9 protein-coding genes are annotated in these 14,251 nt (G+C 75.6%); 6 read left to right on the top strand and 3 right to left on the bottom strand.

Features of this window, described 5'->3' with window-relative positions; all coding sequences use genetic code 11:
• Positions 1-17 precede the first annotated feature (17 nt).
• The 4 genes from dnaJ to Q1K26_RS08090 all read left to right on the top strand — a co-directional run bounded on the left by dnaJ (position 18) and on the right by Q1K26_RS08090 (position 3,545).
• Positions 18-1,172 carry a molecular chaperone DnaJ gene (dnaJ, locus tag Q1K26_RS08105; RefSeq protein ID WP_300008953.1) on the top strand — a complete coding sequence of 385 codons (1,155 nt, stop codon included), beginning with the start codon at positions 18-20 and terminating at the stop codon, positions 1,170-1,172.
• 28 nt (positions 1,173-1,200) lie between these two features.
• Positions 1,201-1,956: a 16S rRNA (uracil(1498)-N(3))-methyltransferase gene (locus tag Q1K26_RS08100; RefSeq protein ID WP_300008952.1), complete on the top strand. Its 756-nt coding sequence runs from the start codon at positions 1,201-1,203 to the stop codon at positions 1,954-1,956.
• Between the two features lie 279 nt (positions 1,957-2,235).
• Complete coding sequence (locus Q1K26_RS08095) at positions 2,236-2,979, top strand: alpha/beta fold hydrolase (RefSeq protein ID WP_300008951.1); 744 nt, start codon at positions 2,236-2,238, stop codon at positions 2,977-2,979.
• A gap of 32 nt (positions 2,980-3,011) precedes the next feature.
• Positions 3,012-3,545 carry an isochorismatase family protein gene (locus tag Q1K26_RS08090; protein ID WP_300008950.1) on the top strand — a complete coding sequence of 178 codons (534 nt, stop codon included), beginning with the start codon at positions 3,012-3,014 and terminating at the stop codon, positions 3,543-3,545.
• Here the strand turns inward: Q1K26_RS08090 and Q1K26_RS08085 are convergent.
• The gene (locus Q1K26_RS08085; RefSeq protein ID WP_300008949.1) at positions 3,538-6,513 is read right to left on the bottom strand and encodes a glycoside hydrolase family 38 C-terminal domain-containing protein; all 2,976 of its coding nucleotides are present in this window, start codon (positions 6,511-6,513) and stop codon (positions 3,538-3,540) included. The genes Q1K26_RS08090 and Q1K26_RS08085 overlap by 8 nt on opposite strands.
• 93 nt (positions 6,514-6,606) lie before the next feature.
• On the opposite strand from Q1K26_RS08085, the gene Q1K26_RS08080 reads away from it, so the two are divergent.
• Positions 6,607-7,863: an HNH endonuclease signature motif containing protein gene (locus tag Q1K26_RS08080; protein WP_300008948.1), complete on the top strand. Its 1,257-nt coding sequence runs from the start codon at positions 6,607-6,609 to the stop codon at positions 7,861-7,863.
• A gap of 1 nt (position 7,864) precedes the next feature.
• On the opposite strand, the gene Q1K26_RS08075 is transcribed toward Q1K26_RS08080, so the two are convergent.
• Positions 7,865-9,139, bottom strand: a complete 1,275-nt coding sequence (locus Q1K26_RS08075) for a M1 family metallopeptidase (protein ID WP_300008947.1) — start codon at positions 9,137-9,139, stop codon at positions 7,865-7,867.
• A gap of 13 nt (positions 9,140-9,152) precedes the next feature.
• Positions 9,153-12,986, bottom strand: coding sequence for a Pls/PosA family non-ribosomal peptide synthetase (locus tag Q1K26_RS08070; protein WP_300008946.1), 3,834 nt, complete (start codon positions 12,984-12,986; stop codon positions 9,153-9,155).
• Positions 12,987-13,213: 227 nt separating this feature from the next.
• Between Q1K26_RS08070 and Q1K26_RS08065 the strand changes: the two genes are divergently transcribed.
• Positions 13,214-14,227, top strand: coding sequence for a PhoH family protein (locus tag Q1K26_RS08065; protein WP_300008945.1), 1,014 nt, complete (start codon positions 13,214-13,216; stop codon positions 14,225-14,227).
• Positions 14,228-14,251 lie beyond the last annotated feature (24 nt).

The raw sequence follows: 14,251 nt of genomic DNA, 5'->3' as shown, positions 1-14,251 counted from the left end.
GAGGACTGCCCCCAACCGTGGCACGGGACTACTACGGAAGCCTGGGTGTCGCGAGCGACGCCGGCACCGACGAGATCAAGCGGGCCTACCGCAGGCTCGCTCGTGAGCTGCACCCCGACATCAACCCCGACCCGGCGGCGCAGGAACGCTTCGCCGAGGTGACCGCGGCGTACGAGGTCCTCTCCGACCCCGAGAAGCGCCGGATCGTCGACCTCGGCGGAGACCCGCTGGGCAACGGCGGCGGGGGAGGCGGCGGTGCGGGCGACTTCGGCGCGTTCGGCTTCGGCGACATCATGGACGCGTTCTTCGGCGGCACCGGTGGCGGCGGCCGGGGGCGGGGGCCGCGCAGCCGCGTGCAGCCCGGCGCCGACGCGCTGATCCGGATGCGGCTCACGCTGGAGGAGTGCTCCACCGGCATCACCCGCGACCTGGCCGTCGACACCGCCGTGCTCTGCACCGAGTGCACCGGCTCGGGCTGCGCGCCGGGCAGCACGCCCACGATGTGCGACATCTGCGCGGGCCGCGGCGAGGTGCAGAGCGTGCAGCGCTCGTTCCTCGGGCAGGTCGTCACCTCGCGCGTGTGCCCCAACTGCCGCGGGTTCGGCGAGGTCATCCCCGACCCCTGCCACCAGTGCGGCGGCGACGGGCGCGTGCGCTCGCGGCGCACCGTCGGCGTGCGGATCCCGCCCGGCGTGGCCGACGGCATGCGCGTGCGGCTGGCCAACCAGGGCGAGGTCGGCTCCGGCGGCGGCCCGGCGGGCGACCTCTACGTCGAGGTCGAGGAGGAGCCGCACGAGCTGTTCACCCGTGACGGCGCCGACCTGCACTGCACGGTCAAGCTCCCGATGACGGCCGCCGCGCTCGGCACCTCCCTGCCGCTGCCCACCCTCGACGGCACCGAGGACATCACCATCGAGGCCGGCACCCAGACCGGCGCGGTGCGCACGCTGCGCGGCAAGGGCATGCCCCGGCTGCGGTCCACGGGTCGCGTCGACGGCTACGGCGACCTCATGGTGCACGTCGAGGTCACCACGCCCACCGGCCTGACCAAGGAACAGACCGAGCTCCTGCGCCAGCTCGCCGCGCTGCGCGGGGAGGAGCAGCCCGGTGTCGGGGCGGGCCGCAACGGCCACGGCCTGTTCGGGCGGCTGCGCGACTCGTTCGGCCGGTGACGGTGCTCACTCCGGCAAGCTCCGTCCGGTGACGACCGCTCCGCTGTTCCTGCTGGACCACATGCCGCCGGGTTCGTCCGCCGTGCTCGACGGGCCCGAGGGTCGCCACGCCGCCACCGTGCGGCGGCTGCGTGCGGGGGAGGCCGTGCTGCTGGCCGACGGGCGCGGCGGGCTCGCCGACGCCGTCGTGGGGTCGGTCGGGCGGGACCGCGTCGAGCTGGCGATCACCGCGCGCCGCACGGTCGCGCCGCCGGCGCCCCGCGTGCTGCTGGCCCAGGCGCTGGTCAAGGGCGATCGCGGCGAGCTGGCCGTCGAGCTGGCCACGGAGGCGGGCGTCGACGGGGTGCTCCCGTGGCGGGCGGCCCGCTGCGTCGCCCGGTGGGACGACGGCCCGCGTGGCGTCAAGGCGCTCGCGCGCTGGCGCAGCACCGCCCGGGAGGCGGCGAAGCAGGCCCGGCGGCCGTGGCTGCCGGTCGTCGAGGAGCCGGTCTCCACCCCGGCGCTCGCCCGCCGGATCACCGGACTGGCGGGCGCGCTCGTGCTGCACGAGTCCGCCACCGAGCCCCTCACCGAGGTGATCCTGCCCACGGCCGGCGACCTCCTGCTCGTCGTCGGCCCGGAGGGCGGCATCACCGGTGCGGAGCTCGACGAGCTGGCCGCGGCCGGGGCCCGACCGGTCCGCCTCGGGGCGGAGGTGCTGCGCGCGTCCACCGCGGCGGCCGTGGCGCTGGGCGCACTGGGCGCGCTGACCCGGCGCTGGTCCCGCCCCGATCCGCCGCGATAGGGTGCGCGCGTTCCGGTCGAGGCGAGGACCGGTCCACAGGCGCGGGTGTTCGCACCCGTGGGCCGCCGGGGAGTCCCCCCTCATCCGGCGGAGCCACGCCGCGGTGGGTGTCCCCCCACGTCCACCGCGGCGTGGCAACCTGAACCCCGGCGGCGCGCTCTCCGAAAGCCGGGCGTGATCGCCCGTCGTACGCTCGTCCGGCTCGCTGCTCTGGTGGCCCTACCGGCCGCGTGCGCGCCCGCCGGGGGCAGTGACGACCTCACGGAGGGGGCCGACCCCATGCGCCTGGACTACGGTGCCGACCCGAGCCAGTTCGGGGAGCTGACCCTGCCCGCGGCCGGCGGCCCGGCCCCCGTCGCGGTGATCGTCCACGGCGGGTTCTGGCGCAGCGGCTACGGGCTGGAGCTGGGCCGCCCGCTCGCGGTCGACCTGGCCGACCGCGGTTTCGCGGCCTGGAACATCGAGTACCGCCGCGTCGGCAGCGGTGGCGGCTGGACCGCCACCTTCGACGACGTCGCCGCCGCGCTGGACCGGCTCGCCGACGCGGCGCCGGGTCGGCTCGACCTGGATCGCGTCGTCGCCGTCGGGCACTCCGCGGGTGGGCACCTCGCCGCCTGGCTCGCCGCGCGCCCCGGCCTCCCCGCCGGGGCACCCGGGGCGGACCCCGCGGTCGTGCTCCGCGGCGCCGTCAGCCAGGCCGGCGTGCTGGACCTCGTGGACGCCGCGCAGCGGCGTGTCGGCGGCGCGGCCGTCCCCGACCTGATCGGCGGCACCCCCGCGGAGTTCCCCGACCGCTACGCGCTGGCCTCCCCGGTCGCCCGCGTCCCGATCGGCGTGCCGGTGGTGTGCGTGCACGGCACGGACGACGCCAACGTCCCGATCCGGCAGAGCGAGCGGTTCGTGGCGGCCGGTGGTGGCGAGCTGGTGACGCTGCCCGGCGTCGACCACTTCGCCGTGATCGACCCCTCCACCGCCGCCTGGGCCGCGTGCCGCGACGCCGTCGAGCGGCTCGCCCGCGGCTGAACACATCCCGGCGCGGCCGCTACGGTGGCCGGGTGCTGCTCTCCGCCGACGCCTCCGCGCTGCTGCTGGTCGACCTGCAGCAGCGCCTCATGCCCGCCATCCACGACGGCGACGCGGTGGTCGCGAACACCGTCCGCCTCGCCGAGGGCGCCGGACTGCTCGAGGTGCCGGTGTGCGCCACCGAGCAGAACCCCGACGGCCTGGGCCCCACCGTCGCCGCGCTGGCCGGGTTCCCGCAGCTGGTGCTGCCCAAGTTCACGTTCGGCGCCGCCGCGGAGCCGGGATTCGACACGCTGCTCCCGCCGGGCACCGAGGAGATCGTGGTCGCCGGGTGCGAGGCGCACGTGTGCGTCCTGCAGACCGTGCTCGGCCTGCTCGCCAAGCGCCACCGCGTGCTGCTCGTCGCCGACGCGGTCGGCTCGCGCACGGCCGCGAACAGGGCCGCGGCGATCGACCGGATGCAGCGCCACGGCGCCGAGGTCGTGACCACCGAGATGGTGCTGTTCGAGTGGCTGCGCAACTCCAACCACCCGCAGTTCCGGGCCGTGCAGAAGCTGATCAGGTGACGAAGCGCGGTGACCTGAACCGCAGCGTCGCGATCCGGAACGGGCGCAGCTCCAGCCGGTCGCCGTCCTGGGCGACCGGTGCGGGCACCGGGCGCTCGTGCAGGTCGGTCTCGACCACCCGCGCATGCGGGAAGGCGGCGGTGACCACGGCCGTGGCCCGGCCACCGAACGCCTCGTAGAGCCGCACGACGACATCGCCGCTGCCGTCCTCGGCGAGCTTCACCGCCTCCACGACGACGCCCGGGTGGTCCACCGACACCAGCGGCTCCACGTCACGACCGCCGGTCACCGTGCGCAGCGGGAGGTTGAGCCGGTAGCCCTCCGCCACGGCGTCGGGGACGGAGGCGCCGGGCCGGATGCCGACCGCGAACCGGTGGGTGCCCTGGTCGGCCGAGGGGTCGGGGAACAGCGGCGCGCGCAGCAGCGACAGCCGCACCGTGGTGGTCGTCCCCCCGTCGGGCCGGGTGCTGCGACCGATGTCGTGGCCGTAGGTGGCGTCGTTGGCGATCGCCACGCCGAACCCGGGCTCGCCGACGTGCACCCAGCGGTGCGCGCAGGTCTCGAAGCGCGCGGCGTCCCAGGACGTGTTGGCGTGCGTGGGCCGGAACACGTGCCCGAACTGGATCTCCGACGCGGCCCGCTCGGCGTGCACGTCGAGCGGGAACGCGAGCTTGAGCAGCTTCTGCCGCTCGTGCCAGTCCACCTCCGTGACGACGTCGACGGCGCCATCGTGCAGCGTGATCGCCTGCGTGATCCGGGACGCCCCGACCGAGCGCACCACCCGCACGGTGCCGCCGTCCACGGTCAGCGAGTCGAGGTCCACCAGGTCGTGCACGGTGCGCCGGTGGTGCTCGTCGAGGTCCCAGGCGTCCCAGCTCGTGGGGGTGTCGCGGTGGACCTGCAGCAGGTTGGCCGCGGCGCCCGGCGGGATGACCTCGCGCCCGCGGGCGACGAGGGAGACCAGCAACCCGCGCCGGTCGACGACGGCGCGCACCTGCCCGTCGTCCAGGACGACCGACCCGTCATCGCGGGTCGCGGGGTTCGCCGGGCCGGGTCGTGGGAGCCGCGCGGAACCGAGCGCCGGGACCCCGGATCGGGGATAGGGCCCGGCGTTGACGGTGATCGGGTCGTCGCCGGGTCCGGTGAGGGCGGCCAGCGCCTCGGCGATCACGGACTCGAGAGTGGCCGCGACCTCGGCGTAGCGGCGCTCGGCCTCCTGGTGCACCCACGCGATCGAGGTGCCGGGCAGGATGTCGTGGAACTGCTGGAGCAGCACGGTCTCCCAGCACCGGCGCAGCGCGTCGGCGGGGTAGGGCACGCCGGTGCGGACCGTGGCCGTCGCCGCCCACAGCTCGGCCTCCCGCAGCAGGTGCTCCGACCGCCGGTTGCCGCGCTTGGTGCGGGCCTGGGAGGTGTAGGTGCCGCGGTGGAACTCCAGGTACATCTCGCCGGACCACACCGGCGGGCGCGGGTACTCCGCCCGCGCCGCGGAGTGGAACGCCGACGGGGTGGACAGTGTCACGCGGGGCGAGCCCTCCAGGTCCCGGGTCCGGGCCGCGGCGGCCAGCATCTCCCGGGTCGGCCCGCCCCCGCCGTCGCTCCAGCCGAAGGGCGCCAGCGAGGTGTTGGCCCGGCCCTTCTCGGCGAACCGCCGCGAGGCGCGGGCCAGCTCGGCGCCCGAGAGCTCCGCGCCGTAGGTGTCGACCGGCGGGAAGTGCGTGAACACCCGGGTGCCGTCGATGCCCTCCCACTCGAAGCTGTGATGGGGCATCGTGTCGGTCTCGTTCCACGACAGCTTCTGCGTGAGGAACCACCGCGCCCCGGCCGCGGCCATGATCTGGGGCAGGTTGCCCGAGTAGCCGAACGAGTCGGGCAACCACGCCTCGGCGCACTCGACCCCCAGGTGCTCCCGGAACCACCGCCCGCCCGTGACGAACTGCCGTGTGAGCGCCTCCCCGCCCGGCAGGTTCGTGTCCGACTCCACCCACATGCCGCCGACCGGGACGAACCGCCCCTCGGCGACCCGCTCGCGCAGCCGGGCGAACAGCGCGGGCTGGTCCTGCGCCAGCCACGCGAACTGCTGGGCCGACGACATGGCGAACGTGAACCCGGCGTCGGCGTCCATCAGCGAGAGCACGTTGGCGACCGTCCTGGCGACCTTCCGCACGGTCTCGCGCACCGGCCACAGCCACGCGGAGTCCAGGTGCGCGTGCCCGACGGCGTGCACCCGGTGCGCGCTCGCGTGGGCCGGCGCGGCCAGCACGGGGGCGAGCAGCGCGCGCCCGCCGGCCGCGGTCCCGGAGACGTCGTGCGGATCGACCGCGTCGACCATCCGCTCCAGGGCCCGCAGCACCTCGGCCCGGCGGGGGGTGTCGCGCGGCAGCTCGCCGAGCAGCCCGCGCAGCGTCCACACGTCCTGGACCAGCTCCCAGACTCGCGGGTCGAGTCGCGCGACGTCGACGGCGCCGAGCCGGTAGAGCGGGGCGTCACCGGCCGTCGCGGGGTCACCGAGCGGCGTGGGGGCGAACTCCCAGCCGCCGGACAGGTCCGGGTTGGCCGCCGCCTCGACGTAGAGGTCCACCGACGGCCCGGTGACGGGCACGTGGCGCCGGTAGGGCTCGATCCCCGACAGCACCGTTCCGTCGGAGGCGTACACCAGCCCCTCGGCCTGGAACCCGGGCTGCGCGCCGGAGAACCCGAGGTCCACCAGCACCTCGGCGTGTTCCCACCCGGGCGGCACGGGGCCGGTGAGGTGGAACCAGACGGTGCCCCACGGCCGCCCCCACGCCGTACCGGCGGGTAGCGGGCCGAACCGCTGCCGGAGCGCGTGGTCGAACGGCACCGGCTCGCCGGGTGCGGTCCACGCGGTGACGTCGAGCGGCACCCGTTCCATGTAGGTCGCCGGGACGAGCCGTTCCCGGACGAAGCGGGCGATGCGGCCTTCCACCATGGCGGAGTCGTCGTGCACGGGGATCAGCCTCCCACCGTCGGCGGGGCGGTTCAGCTGAACCGCCGGAGAATGTCGGAGGGGCCCGCTAGCGTCGAACGCATGTTCACCTCGATGAGTACGTCCCGGGTCGAGTCCGAGCTGGTGGAGATGGCCGGTCACCTGGCTGCGGGCACGTGTCGGTTCCTGCAGCTGCTGGCGGAGTTCGACGAGCGCGCGGGGTGGGCGGGTCCGGGCCTGCGCACGTGCGCGCAATGGTTGAACTGGCGGGTCGGCCTGAGCCTGCGCACCGCGCGCGACCACCTGCGGGTGGCGCACGCGCTGCGTCGATTACCGCTGATCACGGCGGCATTCGCGGCGGGCCGGGTGTCGTACTCCAAGGTGCGGGCGATGACACGGATCGCCACTCCGGCCACGGAGGAGGGGCTGCTGAGCGTGGCGCTGCACGGCACCACCTCGCAGCTGGAGGGCCTGGTGCAGGCGGCGCGGGCGGCCACGGATCCCAGGCCGGCGCGGGCCCGGCGGGGCCTGTGGACGTCGCGGGCGGCCGACGGGTCGTTGCTGGTGCGGCTGCGGGTCCCGGCCGAGCAGGGCGAGGAGCTGATGTCGGCGATCGAGGCCCTGGTCGCGCAGGAGGCTGGGCGTGACGGGTCCGCTGAACCGTCGGGACCGGAGCAGGCGCCCGGTGACGTGGCGGATCCGCGGGCGGCGCGGCGGCTGGACGCGTTGCTGGACCTGGCGGCGGGAGCCACCCTCGAGAATCCGGCCACCGTGGTGGTGCACCTGCGGGCCGACGGGCCGGAGGCGGTCGCCGACCGACCTGCGGCGTGGATCGACGGCGGCCCGCCGATCCCGGTTCCGGTGGCAGAGCGGCTGGGGTGTGCGGCGTCGGTGCAGGCCCTGCTGGTGGATCGGCGGGGCAATCCGTTGTTCCTGGGTAGGGAGCGGCGGCTGGTCACGCGGCGTCAACTGCGGGCCTTGCGGGTGCGGGACCGCGGGCGCTGCGTGTACCCCGGGTGCACGAGCACGCGTCGGCTGCAGGCCCATCACGTGCGGTGGTGGCGCCACGGCGGGGCCACGGACCTGGACAATCTGGCACTGGTCTGCGGGTTCCACCACGCGCTGGTCCACGATCACGGGTACCGGATGGAGACCGTCGAGGGCGGCGGGTTCGCGTTCGCGCGTCCGGACGGCGCGCCGGTCCCGGTCGCCGGGGCGCCCACCTGCGGAGACGTGGAGTCACTGGTGTCGCCGGGGGTGGACGACCGGACGATCACACCGCGCTGGGGCGGGGAGCGGCTCGACCGCGACCACTTCCTCACCTGGCTGCTCCCGGCCCGGCGCAGGGAGGAGGACCGGGCCGCGGCGTGACTCAGCGTGGCAGCGGGGGCAGGGCCGGCCGGTACAGCCACGCCTCGAACAGCGCGGACAGGTCCGTGCCGGCGTGCTCCCCGGCGAGGGCCACGAACGCCGCGGTGTCGACGTGGCCGTGGCGGTGCGCGGCGGTCCAGGCGCGCAGCAGACCGAAGAACCGCTCGTCCCCGATCCGCAGGCGCAGCGCGTGCAGGGTGAGGGCGCCGCGCTTGTAGACGCGCGGGTCGAACAGGCGGGCGAGGCCGGGATCGGCGAGCACGAGGTCGGCGGGGAGTGCGGCCGTCGCGGCATGCCACTCGCGGGCGTGCGCGGCGGCGGGGCGCCCACCCGACGCCTCCGACCACAGCCACTCCGCGTAGGTCGCGAAACCCTCGTTGAGCCAGATGTGGCGCCACCCGGCGATGGTGAGGCTGTTGCCGAACCACTGGTGCGCGAGCTCGTGCAGCACCAGGCGCTCGTGGGTGCGGCGGCCGTCGACGTGGTTGGCGCCGAACACCGACATGCCCTGCGCCTCGATCGGCACGTCGAGGTCGTCATCGGCCACGACCACCTGGTGGTCGGCGAACGGGTAGGGCCCGAACCAGCCGGTCAGCGCCTCCACCATCGCGGCGTGCCGGCCCAGGTCCAGCGCGGCGTCGCGGCGCAGCCGGGGCGGCACGAACGCCACCTGCCGGGGCCCCAGCGCCAGCTCCCGGTATCTGCCGATCTGCACGCCCACGAGGTAGGTCGCGGTCGGCTCGGGCCGCTCGTAGACCCAGGTGCGGGTGCCGGCCGAGCGCCGCTGCGTCACGAGCACCCCCGTGGCGAGCACCGTGTACGGCGCCTCCGCCGTGACCGTGATGCGGTAGGCCGCCTTGTCCGAGGGATGGTCGTTGCAGGGGAACCACGACGGCGCGCCGACCGGCTGGCTCGCCACGAGCGCGCCGTCGGTCAGCTCGTCCCATCCGATGTCGCCCCAGCGGCCGGTGACCGGGCGCGGGTTGCCGGAGTAGCGGACCTCCACGGTGAACGGCGTGTCCGCCGCCACGGCCCGGGCCGGGGTGATCCGCAGCACCCCGCCGCGGTGGGTGAAGCGGGCCGGGCGCCCGTCGACCTGCACCTTGGCCACGGTCAGCGCGGCCAGATCGAGGTCGACGCGGCGCAGCTCGGTCACGGCCGCCGCGGTCAGCGTCGCGCGCGCGGACAGGCGGTTGGCCCGCACCCGGTAGTCGAGCTCCAGGTCGTAGTGGGAGACCCGGTAGCCCTCGTGACGAGGCAGGTAGTCCGAGCTCACAGGTGGTCCGGGCTCACCAGGACGAGATCGGGTTGCCCAGCCACCGAGTGTGGGCGGGCACGGTGTCACCGCGGGTGACCAGCGAGCCCGGGCCCACCGTCGTCCCCGTGCCGATCCCGGCTCCGGGCAGCACGATGCCGTTCGGGCCGAGGGTGGCTCCCGCGTCGAGGCGCACCGTGTCCATGCTCATGATCCGATCATGGAAGAGGTGGGTCTGCACGACGCAGCCGCGGTTGACGGTCGCGCCGTCGCCCAGATGGACCAGATCCGACTCCGGCAGCCAGTAGCTCTCCAGCCACACGCCGCGGCCGATGCGCGCGCCCATCGTGCGCAGCCAGGCCGTCAGCACCGGCGTGCCCGCCGCCGGGCCGACCAGCCACGGCACGGCCAGCAGCTCGACGAACATGTCGGCCAGCTCGCCGCGCCACACGAACGAGCTCCACAGCGGGTGCTCGACCGGGCGCAGCCTCCCCACCAGCGACCACTTGGCGAGCGTCGTGACCAGGGCGGCGGCGACGCCCGCCGCGAGCAGCAGCGGTCCGGCCGCCAGCGCGGCGATCCCCCAGCCTGCGGTGGACGCCGCGGCGGCGAGCGTGCCGAGCACCAGCACGCCCAGCATCGCGGAGATCACCAGCGGCAGGACCCGGAACAGCTCGACCAGCCCGCGGGCGGTCCGCAGGCGGCGCGACGGGTCGTACGTCCGGCTCGTGTCTGCCTCGGTGACGGTCCGGCGCAGCGGCATCGGTGGCAGGCCCAGCCACGACGAACCCTTCTTGGCCTTCCGGGGCGTGGCCGACAGCACGCCGACCAGCCCGCGGTCGGGCACCGAGCGGCCCGGTGCGATCATCCCGGAGTTGCCGAGGAACGCCTGCTCGCCGATCCGCGACGGCGCCACCGACAGCCGGCCACCGGCCAGCTCGTAGGTGCCGACCATCGTGTCGTCGGCCAGGAACGCGCCGTCCGCGACGGTGGTCATCCGCGGCAGCGCGATCACCGTGGAGATCTCGGTGTCGCGGCCGACGGTGGCCCCGAGCAGGCGCAGCCAGGTGGGGGTCACGCGGCTGGCGTAGAGCGGGTACAGGCCCGACCGGGCCAGGCCCATCAGACGCTCGGTCGTCCAGACCTGCCAGCCCGCCCGACTGTGCACGGCGTGCCGCCCCGCCACCATGCCGATCCCGAGCAGCCGCACCGCGACCAGCACGAGCAGGGCGTAGCCGACGAGGTAGGCGACGGTCGCCGGGGGGATCAGCGGCAGCGCGCGCCGCAGCGCGTCGGCCGGGGTCGGTGCACCCGCGACGGCCCAGCCGACGAGCAGCAGGCCGGGGACGGCGGCGAGGGCCGGGAGCAGGCCGAGCAGCGTCGAGGTCAGCCCGTACGCGGCGATCCAGAGCCGGGAACGCGGGGCCGGATCGGCGAGCGGGCGGGCCTTGCCGGTGCGGGTGGCGGGTGATCCGGCGACGCGCTGGCCCGCCCGGACCACGCCGTGCACCGTCGACCCGGCGACGACCTCCGCTCCCTTGCCGACCCGGGCGCCGGGCAGCAGGGTGCTGCGGGACCCGACGCGGGCGCCCGCGCCGATCCGGATGCGGCCGACGTGCACCACGTCGCCGTCCACCCAGTGCCCGGCCAGGTCCACCTCGGGCTCGACGGACGCGCCGCGGCCCAGCTTGAGCAGCCCGGTGACGGGGGGCGCCGAGTGCAGGTCCACGCCCTCGCCGATCCGGGCGCCGAGCAGCCGGGCGTAGCGCAGCGTCCACGACGCCGCGGCCACCCCGGTGGCCCCCGAGAGCTCCGCGAGCCGCTCGGCCGCCCAGATCCGCAGATGCACGGACCCGGCACGCGGGTAGGTCCCGGGCCGGACCCCGCGCAGCAGCAGCCGGGCCCCACCCGCGGCGACGCCGATCCGCCCCGGTGGGCTGAACAGCACCAGCCAGGCGAGCGCGAGCGTCCACCACGGGACCGCCGGGGCCCACGGGAGCAGCCCCGAGGCCGCCGTCGACAGGCCCGCGGCCACCGCGGTCCAGCGCAGCCCGACCAGGGCCAGCAGCGGAACCAGGAGCAGGGCCTGGACCACGCCGGTGCGCCGGGGGACCGGGGGGACGTCGCGGCGGGTGGCGCTCGAGCCGGCCATGGTGTCGAGGTGGGAGGCCAGCGCGCGCAGCCGCGGGTGCAGGTACACGTCGGCGACCGATGCCTGCGGGTGCCGGGCCCGGATCACCGCCACCAGCTGCGCCGCGGTCAGGCTGCCGCCGCCGTGGGTGAAGAAGTCGGCGCGCGGGTCGGTGACGCGGGCCCCCAGGATCTCCTCCCAGGTCGCGGCGAGCCAGGTCTCGGTCGGGGTGAGGCCGTCGGGGCGGGTGGGCGAGGCGGGCAGCGGCCACGGGAGCGCGTCTCGGTCGACCTTGCCCGAGGTGCGGGTGGGGAGGTCGTCGACGACGGCGAGCAGCGGGACCAGCGCGGCCGGCAGCCGCTCGCGGAGCAGGCCCATCGCCGCATCGCCGTCGAGGTCGGGCGCGGCCACGTAGCCGACCAGGACCTGGTTGCCCGCCGCCGTGCGGCGCACGGCGGCCGCCGCGCCGCGCACGCCCGGCAGCGCCTGCAGCGCCGCGTCCACCTCGCCCAGCTCGATGCGGCGCCCGCCCAGCTTGACCTGCTCGTCGGCGCGGCCCAGGAACAGCAGGCCCTCCGGCTCGGCACGGACCATGTCACCGCTGCGGTAGGCGCGCTCCCAGCCCAGGGAGGGCAGCGGGGCGAACCTCGTGGCGTCGCGCGCGGGGTCGAGGTAGCGCGCGAGCCCGACACCGCCGATGACCAGCTCGCCGGGTTCGCCCATCGCGACCGGCTGGCCTGCCGCGTCGACGACGGCCAGGTCCCACCCGTCCAGCGGCAGCCCGATGCGGACGGGCGCGTCGCCGGTCAGCGGCGCGGCGCAGGCCACGACGGTGGCCTCGGTGGGACCGTAGGTGTTCCACACCTCGCGGCCCTCGACGGCCACGCGCTCGGCCAGCTCGGGCGGGCACGCCTCGCCCCCGAATATCAGCAGCCGGACGTCCTCGAGCGCCTCGGCGGGGCCCGGGGAGGTGTGCCACAGGGCGGCCAGCGTCGGCACGGTGGAGACCACGGTGATCCGCTGCGCGCGCAGCCACGGGCCGAGGTCGACGCCGGTGCGCACCAGCGCCCGCGGGGCCGCCACCAGGCAGGCGCCGTGCCGCCAGGCCAGCCACATCTCCTCGCAGGAGGCGTCGAAGGCCACCGACAGCCCGGCCAGCACCCGGTCGCCGGGCCCGATGGGCTCGTCGACGCAGAACAGCCGGGCCTCGGCGTCGACGAACGCGGCCGCGGCGCGGTGGCTGACCGCCACGCCCTTCGGGGTGCCGGTGGAGCCGGAGGTGAAGATGATCCACGCGTCGTCGGCGGGGGTGGGGGTGCCGGGGCCGCGGCCCGCGGGCGCACGCAACAGCGTCAGCTGCGGATCGAGCACCGCGCAGATCGCGGCCTCGCCGAAGACGAGTTCGGCGCGCTCGTCCGGGTCGTCCACGTCGACCGGCACGTACGCGGCGCCCGCCGTGAGCACACCCAGGATCGCGACGTAGAGCTCCGCGGTGCCCGAGGCGATCCGGACACCCACCCGGTCGCCGGGCCCGATGCCGGCGGCGGCGAGGCGGGCGCGGACGGCACCGACCGCGGCGACGAGGTCACGGTAGGTGAGGGTGCGCCCGGCGGCGGCGAGCGCGGGGGCACCCGGGTGCCGCTGCGCGGTCGCGGCCAGCACGTCGACCAACGTGCGCGCGGGTGGGGGCGCCGACGACGGGTAGCGCGCGGGTGCGGGGGCGAGCGCGAGCGTCACGGGATGGCCTTCCGGGGTGCGACGTCCTGCTCGGAGCGCAGCTGAGACGACTACGGTAAACGGGGGATGTCCGCCGCGTCACGAGAAGGTGCGGGAGTTCACCCCCGGGGAAAGTCGGGCGCGGTGTCGGGGTGCGGCGCTAGCATGGTCGCGTCCGCCGCTCAGTACACCAGGCTCAGCGAATGAGGTAGGCGCGCTTGACCGAAGCCGGCCCCGTCCAGTCCCGCATGGCCGTCCCCGATGCCGCGCTGCTCGCCCTGCTGGGCCGGCGCGACGAGAGCCTGCGATCGGCGGAGGACCTCCTCGACGCCGACGTGCATGTCCGCGGCAACGAGCTCACCTTCTCCGGCGCCCCGTCCGACGTGGCGTTCGCCGAGCGCGTGTTCACCGAGCTGATCACGCTCGCCGAGCGCGGGCAGCAGGTGTCCCCGGACGCGGTGCGCCGCACCGTCGAGATGCTCGGCGCCGGCTCGGAGCGGCTCGGGGAGTCGCCCGCGGAGGTGCTCAGCCTCGACATCCTCTCGCGCCGCGGCAAGACCATCCGGCCCAAGACGCTCAACCAGAAGCGCTACGTCGACGCCATCGACTCGCACACGATCGTCTTCGGCATCGGCCCCGCGGGCACCGGCAAGACCTACCTCGCGATGGCCAAGGCCGTGCAGGCCCTGCAGAGCAAGATGGTGAACCGGATCATCCTGACCCGCCCCGCGGTCGAGGCGGGGGAGAACCTGGGCTTCCTGCCCGGCACCCTGTTCGAGAAGATCGACCCGTACCTGCGGCCGCTCTACGACGCCCTGCACGACATGCTCGACCCGGAGTCCATCCCCAAGCTGATGGCCGCCGGCACGATCGAGGTGGCGCCGCTGGCCTACATGCGCGGCCGCACGCTCAACGACGCGTTCATCATCCTCGACGAGGCGCAGAACACCACGCCCGAGCAGATGAAGATGTTCCTCACGCGGCTCGGGTTCGGCTCCCGGATCGTGGTCACCGGGGACATCACGCAGGTCGACCTGCCGGGCAACTCGCGATCGGGGCTGCGGGTCGTGCGCGACATCCTCGACGGCGTCGACGACGTCCACTTCTCCCAGCTCACCAGCACCGACGTGGTGCGCCACCGGCTGGTCGCCGACATCGTCGACGCCTACTCGCGCTGGGACGCCGAGACCTCGCGACCGGACCTGCGCTCCGCCGCGCCCCGCAACGGCCCCCCGCAGGATCGCCGGTCCCGGCGACGTTGAGCCTTTCGGGGCAGCAACACTGCT

It is taken from the genome of Pseudonocardia sp. (assembly GCF_029263155.1).
Classification (GTDB): domain Bacteria; phylum Actinomycetota; class Actinomycetes; order Mycobacteriales; family Pseudonocardiaceae; genus Pseudonocardia.
This window is presented reverse-complemented; position numbering and strand designations above follow the sequence as displayed.

Excerpts from the sequence above, each read along its gene's own strand:
- Q1K26_RS08080 (WP_300008948.1), top strand. The coding sequence starts at position 6,607 with ATGAGTACGTCCCGGGTCGAGTCCGAGCTGGTGGAGATGGCCGGTCAC.
- Q1K26_RS08065 (WP_300008945.1), top strand. The coding sequence starts at position 13,214 with ATGGCCGTCCCCGATGCCGCGCTGCTCGCCCTGCTGGGCCGGCGCGAC.
- Q1K26_RS08095 (WP_300008951.1), top strand. The coding sequence starts at position 2,236 with ATGCGCCTGGACTACGGTGCCGACCCGAGCCAGTTCGGGGAGCTGACC.